Below are 18,482 nucleotides of genomic sequence, written 5' to 3' on the forward strand. Positions count from 1 at the left end.
TCCTTGTCCCTTATTCCGCTGCCACGACGGTGTTGGTGCCGGCGCGGCGCTTTTCCATTTCAAGGATGGCGCGGCGATATTCCACCGGCATTACCTTGACGAATTTCGGCCGCATCTCGGCCCAGTGGTCCAGCACATACTTGGCGCGGGTCGAGCCGGTATAGTGCAGGTGGTTGGAGATGAGCTGGTGCAGGCGCTCATCGTCATGCTTGGTCATATCGCCTGAAATATCGACGCGGCCATGCCATTCCAGATCACCGCCATGGTGATGCAGGCGCTGCATGAGTGATTCTTCCTCCGGCACCGGCTCCAGTTCGACCATCGCCAGATTGCAGCGCGAGCGGAAGGTTTCGTCCTCGTCGAGGACATAGGCAACGCCGCCCGACATGCCGGCCGCAAAATTGCGCCCGGTCTGGCCAATGACGACAACCACGCCGCCGGTCATGTACTCGCAGCCATGATCGCCGGTGCCTTCGACGACGGCGAGGGCGCCGGAGTTGCGCACGGCGAAGCGTTCACCGGCCACGCCGCGGAAGTAGCATTCGCCCGAGATGGCACCGTAAAGCACCGTGTTGCCGACGATGATCGACTTCTCCGGGATGATGCCCGTGGTCGGGGATGGACGCACGACGATGCGCCCGCCCGAAAGACCCTTGCCGACATAGTCATTGGCATCGCCCACGAGATCGATCGAAATGCCATGGGCGAGGAAGGCGCCAAAGGCTTGGCCGGCAGTACCGGTGAGCTTGATGGAGATGGTGTCCTCAGGCAGGCCTTCGAGGCCATAGCGCTTGGCCAGGGCGCCCGACAGCATGGCGCCGGCCGAGCGGTCGCGGGAGCGGATGGGCAAGTCGATCTGCACCGCCCTGCCATGTTCGAGAGCTGGCTGGGCCAGTTCGACCAGCTTGCGATCGAGCACGGCTTCCAGGTGGTGATCCTGTCGCTCGGACTGGAACAGCGTGTCGCCGCCCAACGGCTCGGGCTTGAACAAGAGGCGCGACAGGTCGACGCCCTCGCTCTTCCAGTGCTCGGGCATGGGCTTTTGCACGATGAGGTCGGAGCGACCAACCAACTCGTTGATCGTGCGGGCGCCCAGCTGTGCCATCAGACCGCGCAGTTCTTCGGCGATGAAGAAGAAGTAGTTGATGACGTGCTCGGGCGTGCCCTTGAAGCGCTTGCGCAACACGGGATCCTGGGTGGCAACGCCAACCGGGCAGGTGTTGAGATGGCACTTGCGCATCATGATGCAGCCAGCGGCAATCAGTGGTGCGGTCGAAAAGCCGAACTCGTCGGCGCCCAGCAGGGCACCCACCAGCACATCGCGGCCGGTCTTAAGGCCGCCATCGACCTGCAGCTTGACGCGGGCGCGCAAGCGGTTGAGCACCAGGGTCTGGTGGGTTTCAGCGAGGCCGATCTCCCACGGACCGCCGGCATGCTTGAGGGAAGTCAGCGGGGACGCGCCGGTGCCGCCATCATAGCCCGAGATGGTGATGTGGTCTGCGCGCGCCTTGGCAACGCCGGCGGCCACGGTGCCGACGCCGACTTCCGAGACGAGCTTGACCGAGATATCGGCGGTCTCATTGACGTTCTTGAGATCGTAGATCAGCTGCGCCAGATCTTCGATGGAATAGATGTCGTGGTGCGGCGGGGGTGAGATCAGCCCGACGCCAGGGGTCGAGTGGCGCGTCTTGGCGACGATCCAGTCCACCTTATGGCCAGGCAACTGGCCGCCTTCGCCGGGCTTGGCACCCTGCGCGACCTTGATCTGGAGCTGGTCGGCATTGACCAGATATTCGGTGGTGACACCGAAGCGGCCGGACGCAACCTGCTTGATTGCCGAGCGCAGCGGGTTTGACGAGCCATCCTGGAGCGGCTTGTAACGGTCGGGCTCTTCGCCGCCTTCGCCCGTGTTGGACTTGCCGCCGATGCGGTTCATGGCGATGGCAAGCGTGGTATGGGCTTCGCGGCTGATCGAGCCAAAGCTCATTGCGCCGGTGACGAAGCGCTTGACCAGATCGACGGCTGGCTCGACTTCCTCAAGCGCAACGGCGGGGCCGAGAGGCTTGAAGTCGAGGAGGTGGCGAATGGCGAGATAGCCGTTCTCGGCCGTGTTCACGCGCTGCGCGAAGCTGTTGTAACGGTCCTGGGCCGTTTCGGGGCTGTCTTCGCGCGTCCGCACGGCGTGCTGCAGATCGGCCACCACATCGGGCGACCAGGCATGCTTTTCGCCACGGATGCGGTACATATATTCGCCGCCCACATCGAGCGACTTTTGCAGCACGATGTCGTCGCCGAAGGCGCCGGCATGGCGGCGGACGGTTTCCTCGGCGATCTCGAGCAGACCCACGCCTTCGATCGTGGTTGCCGTGCCAAAGAAGAAGCGCTTGACGAACTCGCTGCTGAGGCCAACTGCGTCAAAGATCTGGGCGCCGCAATAGCTCTGATAAGTCGAGATGCCCATCTTGCTCATGACCTTGAGCAGGCCCTTACCGACGCTCTTGATGTAGCGGTAAACCACTTCATGGGCGTCGACTTCGGCCGGGAACTCGCCTTCGGCATGCAGGGCCGCCAGCGCTTCGAAGGCCAGATAGGGGTTGATGGCTTCGGCGCCATAGCCAGCCAGCATGGCGAAGTGGTGCATTTCGCGCGCTTCACCGGTTTCCACAACGAGCCCCGAAGAAGTGCGCAGACCCTTGCGGATCAGGTGATGGTGCACAGCAGCGGTCGCCAGCAGCGCCGGAATGGCGATGCGTTCGGCCGAAACCAGGCGGTCCGAAAGGATGATGATGTTGAATTCGCCCCGCACCGCGGTTTCAGCAGCCTCGCAGATGGTGGCAAGCGCCGCTTCCATGCCCGCCGCGCCCTCAGCAGCCGGGTAGGTGATATCGAGGGTCTGCGTGCGGAACTCGTTGTCGGCCATGTCGCCAATGGCGCGGATCTTTTCGAGATCCTCATTGGTCAAAATGGGCTGACGCACTTCAAGGCGCTTGTGATGCGAGGCGCCTTCAAGGTCGAACAGGTTCGGCCGCGGCCCGATGAACGAGACGAGGCTCATCACCGATTCCTCGCGGATCGGATCGATGGGCGGATTGGTGACCTGGGCGAAGTTCTGCTTGAAGTAGGTGTAAAGCAGCTTGCTCTTGTCCGAGAGCGCCGAGATGGGCGTATCGGTGCCCATGGAGCCAACGGCTTCCTGACCGGTCGTCGCCATGGGCGTCATCAGCAGCTTGATGTCTTCCTGGGTGTAGCCAAAGGCCTGCATGCGGTCGAGCAGCGACTCCGAGGTGGTCGGCGCCTTGGGCTGGGTTTCGGGCAGGTCTTCGAGCACGATCTGGGTGCGGGCGAGCCAGGCCGAATAGGGATTGCGAACGGCAAGGCTCTGCTTGATCTCGTCATCAGAGATGATGCGGCCTTCTTCAAGGTCGATCAGCAGCATGCGGCCGGGCTGCAGGCGCCAGCGCTCGACAACATCTTCCTCGGGGATGTCGAGCACACCCGATTCGGAGGCCAGTACGACATGGCCTTCCTTGGTGACGAGGTAACGGGCGGGGCGAAGGCCATTGCGGTCGAGCGTTGCCACGACATAGCGGCCATCGGACAGCGACATGGCAGCGGGACCGTCCCAGGGCTCCATCAGGGCAGCATGATATTCGTAAAAGGCGCGCCGGGTGTCGTCCATCAGCGGGTTGCCGGCCCAGGCTTCGGGGATCAGCATCATGGCTGCATGGGGCAGCGAATAGCCGCCGCGCACGAGGAACTCGAGCGCGTTATCGAAGCAGGCGGTATCGGACTGGCCCTCATAGGAGATGGGCCAGATCTTGGTGATGTCTTCGCCAAACAGGGGCGAAGACACCGAGGCCTGGCGGGCAGCCATCCAGTTGACGTTACCCCGGATGGTGTTGATCTCACCATTGTGGGTGGTCATGCGATAGGGATGCGCCAGCTTCCAGGAGGGGAAGGTGTTGGTGGAAAAGCGCTGGTGCACCAAGGCAATCGCGGACTCGAAGTCCTCGTCATGCAGGTCGGGGTAGAAGGCCTTGAGCTGGTAGGCGAGGAACATGCCCTTGTAGACAATGGTGCGCGCCGACATGGACACCACGTAAAAGCCGTTGTCCGTGTCGCTTTCGGGGATCTCGCGATAAACCGTGTTGGAGATCACCTTGCGCACGATCAGGAGCTTGCGCTCGAATTCATCGATGGTGAGGCCAACCGGGCGGCCGATCACCATCTGCTCGATGATGGGCTGGGTCGCAATAACGCCGGCCGAAAGGGCGGAGTTGTCGAACGGCACGAGGCGCTCGCCGAGCAGGGTCAGTCCTTCGGCGGCGAGGCAGGCCCGCACGGTCTGAGCACAGCGGTCCCGGAGGGCGGGATCGTTGGGATAAAACAGCATGGCCACGGCGTAGAACTGCTTTTCGGGCAGCGGGAAAGGCAGAACCTTGCTGAAGAAGGCATGGGGCGTTTGAACCAGAATGCCCGCGCCATCGCCCATCAGCGGATCGGCGCCCACCGCACCGCGGTGCTCAAGGTTCTCAAGGATTTCCAGGCCCTTTTCGACCACTTCGTGGCTGGGCTTGTTCTTGATATTGGCAATCATCCCGATGCCGCAGGCATCGTGCTCATTGGCTGGATCGTAAAGACCCTGGGCCGCCGGCCGGCCGGTATTGAGAGCAACAGGGTGACCATTCTCGATCAGAGTTTTACGAGTGCTGGCTGGGCTCGTGACGGGAGAAGTGGGTCCGTTCCGGTGGAGTGCCATGGTCGTATCCTTGCTCTGTCGGCCCAAGCGGGCATGTCGCTATGTCGTGTGCATCCTGGGTGTGCCGGCAGACCAGCGGGGCGGATGCGTCGTCGTCCTCTGGTGGGCGCGTTGCTCGAGCGGGTCGTACCGGGTACGGCTCGGAAGAGCAAATACGTCCATGCGTGGGAGCGGCGCTGCATCCAAATGGCCGCTCATTCGGGCTTCGAGACTGGCCTGAACGGGCGTTCGGCGTCTCGGATTTATCCCCGCCTGTCCGTTTCCGCTAATGGCATAGCGGGCCAGCCGGATCGGCGTGCGTGCTGGCCGGGGAGACCGGGGCGACGCGTCAGAAAGGACAGACGTGCTGCCCTATCGCGGTCACAATTGCACAAATGGAAACCGGGGGTCAAGCGGGATATGAGCGGCTTGGGACAGCCAAGTAGGAAATTGCCAACTTCAGGATAGGAAAGCTGCGCTTAGGAGGTGGCGGCTCTCCGGGGAGAAGAGCCGCGTGAGCTAGGCAGACCGCGGAACGGGGGCTACTCAAGATGAGATTTAAGGAACCACAGATCCTTGTCGAGCTCGCGCGAAAAGGCGGTCAAAATATCGGCTGAAGTGGGGTCCCCGGCCTCTTCGACGGTGTCGATATCGTCGCGAATCTGGTTGGCGAGTTGGGCGTAGCGCTCAGTCAGTGCCGCAAGGTGGTCTGGGACTTTGCGAATCTCGGTGGGATAGGGCGGCAGGCTCGTGGAGGCGGCAACCACTTGGCTGGTGCCCAAGGCAATGCCATCCAGCTGCGCCACCCGTTCGGCGATCACGTCAGTATGGGTGTCGATGGCGGCGCGGAATGGATCGAGCATTTCGTGCACCGCGATGAACTGCAAGCCTTTGAGATTCCAGTGCGCCTGTTTGGTCAGCAGCGCCAGATCGATAGAGTCGGCGAGACGGGCATTGAGCAGCTCGATCACCGCGGATTTGGAGTTGGACTTCAATTCTACCGAGGGGATGGCCATGGGTTTGTCCTTGAGGTGAGGGGCAGATGGCTGCCGTGTGTTCCAAGGGAAACCGGAGTGACGCGGTGAAGTTCCGGCTGGGGGTAAATGAAAAAGCGCAGCCCGGGTGGACTGCGCTTCTTGGATCGTTCCGAACGGGTCGGATTAGTTGACCGACTGGTCCTCGATCGTAGGCTGGCTGGTGCCGCCGCTGATCTGGATGGTGCGCGGCTTCTTGCTTTCGGGCAGTTCGCGCTTCAGTTCCAGATGCAGGAGTCCGTTCTCGAGCGTGGCACCCTGAACCTCGACATAGTCGGCCAGCTGGAAGCGGAGCTCGAAAGCGCGCTCGGCAATGCCGCGATGGAGGAATTCACGAGCCTTTTCAGTGCTCTCGGCGGGCTTTGCGCCCTTCACAACCAGGCTGTTTTCCTTGGTCTCGATGGCGATATCGCCGTTGGAGAACCCAGCCACGGCAATGGAGATGCGGTAGGCATCATCGCCGGTCCGCTCGATATTGTAGGGAGGATAAGTTTTTGCTTCCTGCCCGCTCAGGGTATCGAGGCGGTTGAAGAGGCGGTCGAAGCCGACGGTGGAGCGGTAGAAGGGGGAAAAATCGATGGTCTGCATAGCACATTCTCCTGAAAGCAACGTGGTGTTCTCGACCCTTGCTATGTGGCTCCCAAAAGAGGCAAGCCGTTGATTTTGCTCGGGTGAGGTCCCCGGATAGCCGGCGGACGAGCTATATCTAGGCGCCCGGTTTGGGGGTTCAAGAGCCTTGCAAAGCGGGCGCTGCAAATTTTTTTGCCCCGCAATGGCCATGTAGATGAACGCATTCTGAACGCGGTTTTGCATCCCCGTTCAGGATGGGGGGCCCATAAGGGGGCATGTGCTGGCCAAAGCCGGCGCTACGCAACTGCGGGCTTGTCACCCGCCCCCCGCACGGGCCCGCAGCGTAAGGGAGCCAGCATCTCGCAAGAGGTGCTGGCTTTCTTTTGTCCAGCGCCTATATAAGCCCACCCCTCCGGCCGGCTTGCCTCCAGCACCGGCCCCTCCGGCATGAAGGTTCTGGCATGACCATTGTTGTGGATCCCAATGGGCCCAAACTGGCCAGCGACCCAAACAATCCGGTCCCCGAAGGGGGGCGCGTCGGGTTCTTCCGATCCCCCGACGGGGTGCGGTTGCGCTATGCGATCTGGCCCAAGGGCGTGGGGCCGCATCGGGGCACGGTGTGCCTGCTGCAGGGGCGAACCGAATTCATCGAGAAATATTTCGAGACCATCGCCGATTTCCGCTCGCGCGGCTTTGGCGTCGCGACCTTTGACTGGCGCGGGCAGGGTGGCTCGGAACGGCTGATCGGCAATCCCAAGCTGGGATATGTCGACAAGTTCTCCGATTACTGGAGTGACCTCAAAAGCTTTCACAGCGAAATCTTGCTGCCCGATTGCCCGCCGCCCTATTACCTCGTGGCCCATTCGATGGGCGGGCTCGCGGCGCTGTTTGCCGGGGTTAATGACCGGCTGATGTTCGAGCGCATCTTTTTGTCCTCGCCCATGGTGGGGCTGGAATCGCCGCCCTTCGGCACCGCGGGCGCTGCACGGATCCTGAGCGCAATGAGCTTTCTTGGGCTCGGACGGCTGCCGCTGCGGCGGCCGCAGGACAAGGCTGCCTCGAAAATGGCGTTTGCCGACAACCCGCTGACCGGGGATCCCGAGCGCTTTGCCCGGAGCATCGCGGTGCTCAAGGCCCACCCCGAACTTGAAATCGGGGCGCCAACGATCCAGTGGACGGGGGCGGCGCTGGCGGCCATGGCTGTGGCACAGCGCGATGACTTTCCCGAAAAGCTGCGGGTGCCCCTCCTGATCCTGGCGGCAGCGCGGGACCGGGTGGTCTGGACACCGGCGACCGAGGAGTTGGGCCTGCGCCTGCGCACCGGCCGGCATATGGTGGTGCCGGGGGCCCAGCATGAGCTGTTCATGGAAACCGACGCGATTCGCGCCCAGGTGTTCGCCGCCTTTGACGCGTTCATCACCGAGCAGAGCTGACCCAGGGCTCCGTCGCGCTCAGGCGCGATTCACCAGTTCGAGCGCAGCATCCAGCAGCCGGGGGGAAGCCGCGGCCACCACATTGCCCCCACCGGTGGGCTCGCTGCCGTCCCAGCAGGCAATGGCGCCGCCCGCTTCGCGGATGATCGGCACCAGGGCGGCAATGTCATAGGTGTTAAGGAAAGGCTCGACCACCAGATCGGCATGGCCGGCCGCGAGCAGGGCATAGCCATAGCAATCCATGCCGAAGCGCTGCAGACGGGTGGCGCCGGCCACAGCCTGCCATTTGGCTTGCAGCTCGGGCGTGCGGAAAAGCTCGGGCGTGGTGGTGAACACGCGGCAGGCGGCAAGCTCGGTTTGCCCTGAGCTGCGCAGGGGTGCCTGGGTCTGGCCGCGGCGATAGCTGGCCTGGCCAGGCACCGCCAAAAATGTTTCCCCGATAAAGGGTTGCGTCATGATCCCGGCGACCGCCACCCCGTCCACGGCAAAGCCGATCAGCGTGCCCCAGACGGGGGCACCCGAAATAAAGGCCCGGGTGCCATCCACGGGATCGATGATCCAGGAAAAGCGGTGCTCGCCCGTGTTGCCCCATTCCTCGCCAATGACGGCATGATCGGGAAAGGCTTCAGCGATCACCGCGCGAATGGCGGTTTCCGCTGATTTGTCGGCCTCGGTAACCGGGTCAAAACCGCCGGCGAGCTTGTTGTCGACCAGCAGGGGCGTGCGGAACAAGGGCAGGGTGCAGGCCGCGGCGGCATCGGCGGCGCGGAGCAGGGTGGCTTGGATGGCAGCGAAATCAGGCGTCATGCAGGAGGTCCGGGGCACGACCTCGTGGCTGGGGCTCACCAGGAGGTCTGGGGGAGACGCGGTGGTGGTAGCATGAAGAGGTGAGGGGAGGAACTGGGCGGCTCGTCTAACTCCGCTCCCCGCGAGACCCCTCTCGCTAAAAACACGAGGGTGCTGTTGGATCGCGGGACTTAGTCACGCCAAGGGCACAGCAAATGGGCTGGTACAAGCTCGTGTTTGTGGCACTTACCTTGTTCATGTTCTCGCCATTGGCGTTCGCCGTAGTGCTGAAACTTGCCCTAAGCTTAACAATCCAAACGCCGGATGTGCCTCTTGGATGATGTCACAGCTTAGCACCTGAGCCCAGTGACCGCTGTTTCGACCAACTATATGGCGCGGAGGTCAAACCAAGTTGGAGCCGCTCTAAACCAAGGCGCCGTTTACGTGAAGGTAGGAGGGTTCAAACTGGGCATAGGCCTGGAGCCGCTCGTAGTCCAGAATACGGATTTCTCCTTCAGCCACCTCAATCAGTCCATCATTTGCCAGCTGACGCGCCGCTAGTCGCGCGCTGGTGGAAGTGACGCCCAGCGCGTCGCCTAGCTCCGCGTCGGTAAGCGGAAGCGACAATTTGTTGTACGCGCCAAGCCCCACTGCTTGGTACCGAAGATGCAACTCGCAGATAATGTGGGCAAAGTGCTCGGCCACTTTGAGCCTTCCGGCGGCAGCAACCCAGGTGCGGTAAGTTGATGCGGTCACCAGAGTGTCACGCCAACACAGGTCAGAGAGCGTTGGAACGGCATGAAGCAAGGGCCGCAGGTCGTCGTGTGCAATGAGCGCTATATCTGCGTGCTGGTGCGCGGCCAGGGAGAAGTCCAGGCCCGGCAGCACTAAACTCTGTAAATCCGGGATATCGCCTGCAATGTGAAATCCGATAATCTGTCGCCTCCCATCAGGAAAGACCTTGAAGCTTGAGACCAGTCCAGAAAGGATCAGGATGCTGTCGGTTGGCTGTTCTCCTTCTTTACGGACGGTCTGCCCGCGCCAAACCTCACGTTCCCGAATGGGGAGGGCTGCAATCGCAGCCCGGTCCCTGGGAGAGACGGCCCCAATGCTCTGGAGGCGTCGAATCAACAAATCTGTGTGCTGCTGCATCGCGAGCGCCTTGAGAGGCTAGCAACGTCGGCGGCGAACATTCGCCACCGGACCGAACCTCTAGCTAATTCATTAAACCGCCATCCATGTCGTTACCTTAACATACCTCAATATTTGAGATTATTACTGCGGCCTTGAGCATGCTGATCTGCGTAGTCGATTAGAGAAAAGGGCTGGCCAAAACAGCCATTGCACGCCTTAGCACTATCTAATCGCCTACTTTAGGCCTATCATTACTGGATCGCAGGCCGATTTTCTTGGGCGCCTGCGGCTGAGAGTTCAATCCGCTCCCGCCTTTTATTGTGGGAGCAATGAGCATGCCTCGTTTCTTTTTTCACGTCATGGACGGCCGAGCTATTATCGACACCGTGGGTGTAGAACTGGCTGGTGTTACCGAGGCCCGCGCTGAAGCTGTGCGGGCAGCCGGCACTATCCTGAGCTCCGAGGCAACCAAGTTCTTGGAGGGACGAGGCAGGTGGTGCATGTCGGTAGCCGATGAGACGGGCGCAGTCTGTTTTACTCTCCGCTTCTCAGGTGACAACCACGAGGACTAGCCAGGCCCGTCTGGCGAATGGATGAGACCGTTCGGTTTTTCTATCATATGTTAGATACATCGGCAGTGAACGGTGGTGGGTGGGGCCGACAAAGTGAGGGGCCATGTCGCTAAACATCCTTATTCGTAAACTGGAAGGTTATGCGGCTCTGTCCGATGAAGACCGGAGCCTGGTCAGGGAGGCAGGGTCAGGCAGCCGGCTCGTTAGTGCCAAGCGCGACATCATCCGAGAAGGCGACAACCCCAGCGATGTTCATCTGGTCGCCGAAGGGCTGGCCTGTCGCTATAAAATGGATCAGAGCGGGCGTCGCCAAATCGTCGCCTACTTGTTGCCTGGCGACTTCTGTGACCTGCGTGTGCATGTTCTGGATGCAATGGATCACTCCATTGGGGCGCTGACGGACTGTCAGGTTGTCGATATCCCGCGCGAAACGATCGACAATCTTTTCGAACGCCCAGGACTGAAGCGACCACTGTGGTGGGCGACCTTGGTTGATGAGGCGACCCTGCGGGAGTGGCTGCTGAACATGGGCACCCGGGAGGCGGACCGGCGCATCGCGCACCTATTCTGCGAGATTCATGCCCGTCTCAAGGCCGTCGGCCTCGTTGCAGATGGTAGCTTCAAATTACCTGTGACGCAGGCGGACCTGGCCGATACGGTGGGACTCTCGGCTGTGCATGTTAACCGCACCCTTCAATTCCTGCGGGCCAGCGAGATGATAACCATCCGGGGCTCCGCAATCGAAATCCTCAACCACACTGCACTGGAACAGTTTGCCGGGTTCGATCCAGCGTATCTCCACATCCGCAGGCGCAACAGCGTTGATATATAAGCGCATGGGACTCTGGGCTCGGTAAAGTAGTGAACGGCAGCCGTTCAGTTCCTCGCTCCGCATCGGAGCGGTTTAGCGGCTCCCCTGTTAGTGCTCTCGACGCCGCGGTGCGCTGCCGGCGAAAACGCTGTCCATCCAGACTGGCGGTTCGCACAAAGGTATTCGTGGGCCGGTTTGATCAGGGATGACCATCCTTAAACGTCCGCTTCTCTAGAATGCGCTGAGCCGGATTGGTGGGTTGGGTGGCTGCTGGGGCAAGGGGGTAGCGGCCCGACACTGGCACTAAAGATGAAAGTGGCCGGCGGATTCAGGTTGGTAAAGTACCCGTTCGATGCGGATCTGCTGTGGGCGATCGGACACCAGCCAGTCGATGGCATGGCCCTCACCATAGCCCAGGATTGCGGCGCCGAGGTCGGAGAGCACCGATAGTTTGCCCGAGTTTTTGTCCGCGTCTTGCGGATAAACCAGCGTCACGTCGCGCTGCTCGTCGTTTAGCTGCAGCACGAGCCTGGAATTCATGGTGACGACATCGCGCGCGACGCGCCGGGGATCGACCACAACGGCTCGTTCGATCTCGTGTTCGAGGTCCACAATGGCCGGTCCTTGCTCGTAGGCCATCAGGTCCTGGAGGCGGGCTTTGTCCATCTCGGTGATGTAGATCTCGGCGGCTTCGGCCATGGCTCCGTCACGCAGGCGCTGCAGATAGCGGGCAGAGGTCATGGACAGGGCGGTGAGCCCTGGTGTTTCCCGATCGACCACAAAGCCGCAGCGCTCAAAGGCCTTGAGCGAGCGGGTGTTGTCCGGATGGATCTTGGCGATGACGGTGCGGGCGCGCATATCGAGAAAGGCGAGCTTCAGCCCTTCGCGGATGGTGCTGGCGCCGAGCCGGCGACCCCAGTTGTCGTGATCGCCGATCACCAGGACGATTTCGCAATCAGGGCCGGTCTTGACCAGGCGGACGAAGCCCACGGGCCGATCAGTGCGATCATGGGCCATGAAGAAGCGTCCGCCCTGGTTGAACAAATGGGTCAGGATCGGCAGCTGCGTTCGGTCCACGGCCTGGGTGATGAAGCGGGACACGCTGCTTGAATCACTGAGATAGCGCGTGACGCGTTCATCTTCCAACCAGCGCATCAGGATCTGGGCGTGGGTCCGCGTGATTTCCGGACGCAGCGCCACAAAAGGCTTGTTCATCTTCGCCACCTTGGTCGCAAGAATGAAAGCCTGTCACGGTGATGGCCGTGCTGGTTCTTTCGGGTCAGAGCTGAAAAACAGGAAAGCACACCATAGCAAGGATGTACCCGCCAAGGCCAGCGCCGGGGTGCTCACGCGGAGGGTCAGGCCCCGGGCTGCGACCTAGGGACGCGCATTTGCATGGCCCTGGCATCCATGTGGGGCCTGTTGCCTTATAGGTGCAGCGGCACGCCGTGCCCCCGCATCATGATGAGGAAACCAACCGTGCTAGACGAAATCTGGTCGACCGCCCTGAGTGAATTTTCGGACGTTCCAGACGTTTCGACCATTACGCGCATTGCCATGCGGTTGCTGCTCGCTGCCATGCTTGGCGGGATCCTTGGCTATGAACGTGAACGCAAAGGCAGAAGCGCAGGGGTGCGCACCCATATGCTGGTTGCCGTGGGGGCGGCGCTGTTTGTCATCGGGCCGACCCAGAGTGGCATGCCGATCGAGGATATGTCGCGGGTCTTGCAGGGCATTGTGCAGGGGATCGGCTTCCTCGGCGCCGGCGCGATTATCGTGCGCACGGCAAAGAACCAGGTGGAGGGCCTGACCACCGCCGCCAATATCTGGGCCACCGCGGGCATTGGTGTCATTGCCGGTTTGGGCCTCGAAGCAACCGCGGTCCTGTCGGCGGCTGTTATCCTCATCATCCTGGCGGCCGTGCCACTGATTTTGCCGTCAAAAGCCGATAACGGCGATAGCCAATAGGCAAGCGCCAGGCCCGGAGCGGATACGGGGGCTGGTGTGGTCTGCAGATTTTATTTACTCGCCGCTCCCTGCGGTTTATCTGCACGGTGGTGGCAGGAACATCCTTGCGGCACAAACGAGTAGGCGAAAGCGGTGAACGATAGGCCAGGGCGGGCGAAGGGAGGATCGGAGCGCGTTTCCTTCCGGCGACCACTGGTCCATGGGGGCCTCGAAACCCTCGCCGCTCACTATGTGCGCCAATCGTTCAAACCCCATTTTCACCCGCAATACCTGATTGGGGTGATCACAGCCGGCGTGCATTCGGTTTGGTGCCGGGGTGAGCAGCTCAGCGTGAGCGCGGGAACCGTCATGACCATGCGGCCAGGCGACGTGCACCACGGCAATGCGGCGGTCGAGGGTGGTTGGGGGCAACGGATGTTCTATGTCTCCGAGCAAACCATGGGGGACATCCTGGGGAATCCGGAAGGCCGCGAGGGCGTGCCCCTCCCGGACTTCAAGCTCTCCAACCGCCGTGATCCGTCCCTGTCAGCGCGGCTGGAACGCATCCACCAGGTTGTGCATGCGTCGCGGCTGGCGCTGTCCCGGGACACGGCCCTCGACGCCCTGGGGGATGTGGTGGCCAGGCTTGCCGGTAACACTGCCCAAACAGAAATGGCGATTATTCTTCCGGATCACCGCGCCCGAGACCTTGTCGACTACCTCCATGCCCATGTTGAAGAGGATGTCGGGCTCGACGTGCTGTCCTCGCTGGCCGAATTGGGTCGGCGGCAGACGATCGACTTGTTCAAGCGCCGCACCGGATTGCCGCCCCATGCCTACCATATCGGCTTGAAGGTGCGCCTAGTGCAGAACCTGCTTCGCGAAAGGCACTCGCTGGCTGCGGCGGCGGCCCAGGCGGGCTTTGCCGACCAGAGCCACATGACGCGGCACTTCACGGCCATAGTCGGCACCACACCGGCGGCTTATGCGCAGGCCTGACCGGGGCTGCACTTTTGTTCTATAGCTCGCCTGCGCCATCGCCTACCCACTGACAGCTAGACCGTGAGCCACAGTGGCGGGTCGGAGTTGAACGAGGGTAAAGACGATGACGGACAGGGTCCATGCGGCGGCAACACATGATCGCCGCTCCACCGGCTTGGCCGACCTGGCCGTGCTGGGCGTGGCGGTGGTTTGGGGGGCCAGCTACCCGGTCAGCAAAGGCGCATTGGCCTATGCGCCGGTTCTGGTCCTGATTTTCTACCGGTTTTTCGCCACTGCCTGCATCATGTCCATGCTGGCGCGGCGCGAACTGGCCTCCGCGGCGCGGGCGGACCTGGTGCGGGCTGCTGTGCTCGGCGTTATTCTAGCAGTGATCTTTATTGCCGAGATCGCAGGCCTTGCCCAGACGAGCGCAACCAATGCGGCTTTGATCATTTCCTTGAGCACGCTCTTTACTCCGTTTCTGGACTATGCGCTGGCGAGGCGCGTGCCGCCCCCCATCGTCATTCTTGGCGCGGTTATCGCCTGCGCTGGCGTTGGCTGCCTTGTGGGTGGACGGACCGCATGGTCGCCCGGGGATGGGCTTATTCTCCTTGCCGCCATGCTTCGGGCGGTCATGGTGGTTGCCACCAAGCGATTGATGGCGGGGCGCGCATTGTCGTCCGTGGCGCTGACTGCCACGCAAGCAGTTATGGTCAGTGCAGTCGCGCTGGCGATGCTTTGGAGCACTCAGGGACTTGGCGCGCTTGTTGTGGCGGCCGGCCCGAGCTTTTGGGCCAGCGTCGCCTTTCTGTCGCTGTTTTGTACGATCGCGGCGTTTTACGTCCAGAATGCTGCGGTTCGCCGGACGAGCCCGACCAGGGTTGGCTTTCTGATGGGAACCGAGCCGCTGTTCGGTTTTGCGTTAGCGCATCTCCTTTTGGCTGAGCCTGTAACCGCATCGACGCTTGTTGGTGCAGCCCTGATCGTGGCTGGGACATTCCTCGGCATGGCAGGCGAACGCCGGGAATTGATGCAGCAGGATGCCCGGGCAGGGTGACGGGTGCGGGTGAGGCGCCGGCCGGTCCGCTATTCGGCGGCGAGTTTCTGGGCGGCGGTGTGGGGGGTGAGGAGGGTGGGGAGGTCGAGAGTGATGAGGGCGGTGATCAGGTGGTCCATGAGGGAGCGCATGGTGTCAAAGCCGCTGTTTCGGTCCAAGGTCGCTTCGTTCATGTAGAGGTGGCGGCTGATTTCGATCTGGAGGGCGTGCACGCCTTGCTGGGGGCGGCCATAGGCGCGGGTGGAAAAGCCCCCGGCATAGGGGCGGTTGCGCGCAACGCGCAGGCCCGCCGCGCTGAAGATGGTTTCCACCATGTCGATCAGGGCCGGGGTGCAGGTGGTGCCATAGCGGTCGCCAAGCACAATATCGGGGCCGGAGCGGTCGCTCGGACGGTTGATGCGCGGCATGGAGTGGCAATCGATCAGCACCGCGACGCCGAAGGTGCCAACGGCTTCGTTGAGCAGCTTTTGCAGCGCGGCATGGTAGGGCTGATAAATGCCCTCGATACGCATGCGCGCGTCCTCAAGGGTCAGCCGGTCGCGATAGATGGGCTTGTTTTCGGCCACGACGCGCGCGAGCGTGCCAAGGCCGGCCGCCACGCGCGGCGAGGTGGTGTTGAACCTTGGCCCAAGGGGCTCGTCGAACATGGAGGGGTCCAGTTCCCAGGGCTCACGATTGACGTCGAGATAGGCCCGGGGGAAATGCGCCCGCAGCAGGGGAGCCCCGAGATGGGGCGCGCGGGCAAAGAGTTCGTCGACAAAAGCATCCTCGGACTGGCGGATCGAGAGATTATCGAGCCGGGTCATGGCAAGGAAGCGTTCGGGATAATTGCGGCCCGAATGGGCCGAGTTGAACACCAGGGGCGCCACGAGGCGGCGCGGCCGGATCGTTTCAAACGCTGGCTGATCCCAATAGTCGGACCGCACAGTCCCTCCCGATAGGCTTGGGCGCCGTTCTGCGACGCGGCGCCGTTTACCCCCGCAATGTGGCCCGTGGCACGCGGCTTGTCCAGTTGATCAAGATAATTGTAACGGCCAGCTGCCCGGTTTGCGTTATGGCTAACCTGGCATAAACATCCGTGGGATAATTTGCGACTCAGTGGCGAATTGGCCGGAGAGAGTGATGAGACGAATTCTGCTGGCGGAAGACGATAATGACATGCGCCAGTTTCTGACGCGGGCGTTGAAAAACGCCGGCTATGAGGTGGTTTCCTTCGATAATGGCCTTTCTGCCTATGAGCGGCTGCGCGAGGAGCCGTTTTCGCTGCTGCTGAGCGATATCGTGATGCCGGAGATGGACGGGATCGAGCTGGCGCGGCGCGCCACCGAACTCGATCCAGACCTGAAGGTGATGTTCATCACCGGCTTTGCCGCGGTGGCGCTCAACCCCGACAGTGACGCGCCCAAGGATGCTTCGGTTCTGAGCAAGCCGTTTCACCTCAAGGATCTGGTGAATGAAGTGGAGCGGCTGCTGGCCGCGTGATCAAACACGCTGGGGCGGCGCCTGAGCCGCCTTTGAATGGGGTGCTGGAATTGCCGTCGCTGCGCGCAGATCTGGGCGCAGGTGGAGGCGGAAAAGCGGGGGAGCATTTTCTCCCCAGCGACGCGCGCGAGGCCCCTTGACCACAAAGCAAGTTTTGTGGTCTATCCGCGCCATTGGGACGGCCAAGCGGCGGTTCCTTCCCGGAGAGATGGGCGTATAGCTCAGCGGGAGAGCACCTCGTTGACATCGAGGGGGTCACAAGTTCGATCCTTGTTACGCCCACCATCTCTCTAGTCTACTTCGCCGATGGCGATGGGAGTATAGCTCAGCGGGAGAGCATTCGCTTCACACGCGAAGGGTCACAAGTTCAATCCTTGTTACTCCCACCATCCGCCCCTTCTTCGCGCCGGGGCGGCCTGCAAACAGCAATGACCTGCGCTTCCGGTGCTCACGTAGTAATCTACGTTGCGCGCCGGTTCTCGGACATTACTGTTTTCGACTCGCCCCGACCCGAAGCTGGGGCGGATGGTGCGTGACGACGAGCATTGATTCGCCGGTTTCTTGATGACTGCTGTCTGCGCCTGCCCTGCAAAGGGGACAACACGCGCCGCTTGCGCCGGGGCACTTGCTTCCTCCCCCTTGAGGGGAGGGATTGAGGGAGGGGGTCGTCGTGGCGGGCACAATGCGGCCACGACGCTGACCCCACCCCAGCCCTCCCCTCAGGGGGGAGGGAGGGCAGGAGCCTCGGTTCCGGCATGTGTTGGGGAAAGAGAAAGAACTTGGCGGCAGGTTCTAGCGGCTGATGAAAAGAGCTTGCGCGGGCTGGTGGGGCGGGAGCAGAAATGGGGGATGGCAAAGCGATTTCCCCAGCTCGAATCCCACCATCACAAGTTCATTGCCGCCCAGCACATGTTCTTTACCGCTTCGGCGGCGCCGACGGGGCATGTGAACATGTCGCCGCGGAGCACCGACATGTTCCGGGTGCTCGGGGACAATGACGTGCTCTATCTCGACCGCACCGGCAGCGGCAATGAAACGGCGGCGCATCTGCGGATCGATCCGCGGCTGACCATCATGTTTTGCGCGGTAGACGGGCCGCCGCTGATTCTGCGGCTGTATGGGCAGGGGCGGGTGATCCATCGCGAGAGCGAGGAATATGCCACCCTGTTGGCCGAGCAGTTCGGGGGCGAGGCGCCGCTTGGGGCGCGGCAGATGGTGCGGCTCGAGGTCGAGCTGGTGCAGAGCTCGTGCGGCTATGGCGTGCCGCTGTTCGATTATCGCGAGGAGCGCCCGCAGATGGATAGCTGGGCGCGGGCCAAGGGCGTCGATGGCATCGAGGATTATTGGCGCGAAAAGAACCAGGTGAGCCAGGATGGCTTTCCCACGGGGCTGTTCGAGGCGCCGGTCACCTCGGCTTGAACGGCTCGGAGGGGTTGGGCCTGTCGCCAGGGCGGCTGCAGCACTATATGAAAGCCATGTTGAAATTTTGGAACAAGCGGGAGAATGGCATGGATGCTCATGCATTTCCGGTCACGCGGACCGATGAGGAATGGCGCCGGCGGCTGACGCCCGAGCAATACCAGGTGATGCGCAACCACGGCACCGAGCGGCCGGGGTCCTGCGCGCTGCTGCATGAAACGCGGGCGGGTGCGTTCACCTGCGCCGGTTGCGACCAGCCGTTGTTCGAATCGACGCTGAAGTTCGAGAGCGGCACGGGCTGGCCGAGCTTCAACGATCCGCTGCCCGGTTCGGTCGAGACCTCCGAGGATCGCTCCTACGGCATGGTGCGCACGGAGTGCCATTGCTCGCGCTGCGGCAGCCATCTGGGGCATGTGTTCCCCGATGGTCCCCCGCCCACGGGGCTACGCTATTGCATCAATGGTGTGGCGCTGAATTTTTCGCCTGCCGAATAAGACATAAGAGCCCTGGAGTGATCC

16 protein-coding genes and 2 tRNA genes are annotated in these 18,482 nt (G+C 62.1%); 11 read left to right on the plus strand and 7 right to left on the minus strand.

The genetic code is table 11. From position 1 onward, the window contains the following. Window positions 1-10: 10 nt before the first annotated feature. From gltB to AC3YMN_RS01360, 3 genes are all read right to left on the minus strand, one after another. The gene (gene gltB / locus AC3YMN_RS01350; RefSeq protein WP_489888651.1) at window positions 11-4,759 is read right to left on the minus strand and encodes a glutamate synthase large subunit; all 4,749 of its coding nucleotides are present in this window, start codon (window positions 4,757-4,759) and stop codon (window positions 11-13) included. A 521-nt stretch (window positions 4,760-5,280) separates the two neighbouring features. Further along, entirely contained in the window at window positions 5,281-5,754 is a 474-nt protein-coding gene (dps, locus tag AC3YMN_RS01355; protein ID WP_127754045.1) for a DNA starvation/stationary phase protection protein Dps, read from the minus strand. Between the two features lie 144 nt (window positions 5,755-5,898). Beyond that, entirely contained in the window at window positions 5,899-6,360 is a 462-nt protein-coding gene (locus AC3YMN_RS01360; RefSeq protein WP_127754044.1) for an Hsp20 family protein, read from the minus strand. Window positions 6,361-6,803: 443 nt separating this feature from the next. Here AC3YMN_RS01360 and AC3YMN_RS01365 point away from each other — a divergent pair, with 443 nt between their 5' ends. Beyond that, the gene (locus AC3YMN_RS01365) at window positions 6,804-7,775 is read left to right on the plus strand and encodes an alpha/beta hydrolase (RefSeq protein WP_489888652.1); all 972 of its coding nucleotides are present in this window, start codon (window positions 6,804-6,806) and stop codon (window positions 7,773-7,775) included. Between the two features lie 18 nt (window positions 7,776-7,793). On the opposite strand, the gene hisN is transcribed toward AC3YMN_RS01365, so the two are convergent. Beyond that, entirely contained in the window at window positions 7,794-8,582 is a 789-nt protein-coding gene (gene hisN / locus AC3YMN_RS01370; RefSeq protein ID WP_489888653.1) for a histidinol-phosphatase, read from the minus strand. A gap of 402 nt (window positions 8,583-8,984) precedes the next feature. Beyond that, window positions 8,985-9,713, minus strand: a complete 729-nt coding sequence (locus tag AC3YMN_RS01375; protein ID WP_489888654.1) for a Crp/Fnr family transcriptional regulator — start codon at window positions 9,711-9,713, stop codon at window positions 8,985-8,987. 317 nt (window positions 9,714-10,030) lie between these two features. Here AC3YMN_RS01375 and AC3YMN_RS01380 point away from each other — a divergent pair, with 317 nt between their 5' ends. Both AC3YMN_RS01380 and AC3YMN_RS01385 read left to right on the plus strand, forming a co-directional pair. Further along, on the plus strand, window positions 10,031-10,267 hold the full coding sequence (locus AC3YMN_RS01380) for a DUF6894 family protein (RefSeq protein ID WP_489888655.1): 237 nt from the start codon (window positions 10,031-10,033) through the stop codon (window positions 10,265-10,267). Window positions 10,268-10,370: 103 nt separating this feature from the next. Next, the gene (locus tag AC3YMN_RS01385) at window positions 10,371-11,099 is read left to right on the plus strand and encodes a Crp/Fnr family transcriptional regulator (RefSeq protein WP_172124230.1); all 729 of its coding nucleotides are present in this window, start codon (window positions 10,371-10,373) and stop codon (window positions 11,097-11,099) included. A gap of 282 nt (window positions 11,100-11,381) precedes the next feature. Here AC3YMN_RS01385 and AC3YMN_RS01390 read toward each other — a convergent pair whose 3' ends face one another. After that, a complete protein-coding gene (locus tag AC3YMN_RS01390; protein ID WP_489888656.1) occupies window positions 11,382-12,293 on the minus strand; it encodes a bifunctional GNAT family N-acetyltransferase/nucleoside diphosphate kinase regulator in 912 nt (303 codons plus the stop codon). 264 nt (window positions 12,294-12,557) lie between these two features. Here AC3YMN_RS01390 and AC3YMN_RS01395 point away from each other — a divergent pair, with 264 nt between their 5' ends. The 3 genes from AC3YMN_RS01395 to AC3YMN_RS01405 all read left to right on the plus strand — a co-directional run bounded on the left by AC3YMN_RS01395 (window position 12,558) and on the right by AC3YMN_RS01405 (window position 15,063). Next, window positions 12,558-13,046 carry an MgtC/SapB family protein gene (locus AC3YMN_RS01395; protein ID WP_349236715.1) on the plus strand — a complete coding sequence of 163 codons (489 nt, stop codon included), beginning with the start codon at window positions 12,558-12,560 and terminating at the stop codon, window positions 13,044-13,046. Window positions 13,047-13,178: 132 nt separating this feature from the next. Continuing rightward, window positions 13,179-14,024 carry an AraC family ligand binding domain-containing protein gene (locus tag AC3YMN_RS01400; RefSeq protein WP_489888657.1) on the plus strand — a complete coding sequence of 282 codons (846 nt, stop codon included), beginning with the start codon at window positions 13,179-13,181 and terminating at the stop codon, window positions 14,022-14,024. A 106-nt stretch (window positions 14,025-14,130) separates the two neighbouring features. Further along, on the plus strand, window positions 14,131-15,063 hold the full coding sequence (locus AC3YMN_RS01405; protein WP_489888658.1) for a DMT family transporter: 933 nt from the start codon (window positions 14,131-14,133) through the stop codon (window positions 15,061-15,063). Between the two features lie 29 nt (window positions 15,064-15,092). Here AC3YMN_RS01405 and AC3YMN_RS01410 read toward each other — a convergent pair whose 3' ends face one another. Further along, entirely contained in the window at window positions 15,093-15,989 is an 897-nt protein-coding gene (locus tag AC3YMN_RS01410; protein WP_127754036.1) for an N-formylglutamate amidohydrolase, read from the minus strand. A 196-nt stretch (window positions 15,990-16,185) separates the two neighbouring features. On the opposite strand from AC3YMN_RS01410, the gene cpdR reads away from it, so the two are divergent. The 5 genes from cpdR to msrB all read left to right on the plus strand — a co-directional run bounded on the left by cpdR (window position 16,186) and on the right by msrB (window position 18,458). Then, on the plus strand, window positions 16,186-16,545 hold the full coding sequence (cpdR, locus tag AC3YMN_RS01415; RefSeq protein ID WP_127754035.1) for a cell cycle two-component system response regulator CpdR: 360 nt from the start codon (window positions 16,186-16,188) through the stop codon (window positions 16,543-16,545). A 210-nt stretch (window positions 16,546-16,755) separates the two neighbouring features. Beyond that, window positions 16,756-16,830: transfer RNA gene (locus AC3YMN_RS01420), tRNA-Val, on the plus strand. A 29-nt stretch (window positions 16,831-16,859) separates the two neighbouring features. Further along, a tRNA-Val gene (locus AC3YMN_RS01425) sits at window positions 16,860-16,934 on the plus strand. Between the two features lie 460 nt (window positions 16,935-17,394). After that, a complete protein-coding gene (locus tag AC3YMN_RS01430) occupies window positions 17,395-17,964 on the plus strand; it encodes a pyridoxamine 5'-phosphate oxidase family protein (RefSeq protein WP_127754034.1) in 570 nt (189 codons plus the stop codon). An 89-nt stretch (window positions 17,965-18,053) separates the two neighbouring features. Then, window positions 18,054-18,458 carry a peptide-methionine (R)-S-oxide reductase MsrB gene (msrB, locus tag AC3YMN_RS01435; protein ID WP_489888659.1) on the plus strand — a complete coding sequence of 135 codons (405 nt, stop codon included), beginning with the start codon at window positions 18,054-18,056 and terminating at the stop codon, window positions 18,456-18,458. The last annotated feature ends 24 nt before the right edge of the window (window positions 18,459-18,482 follow it).

The organism is Devosia sp. Z11_6 (assembly GCF_058133665.1).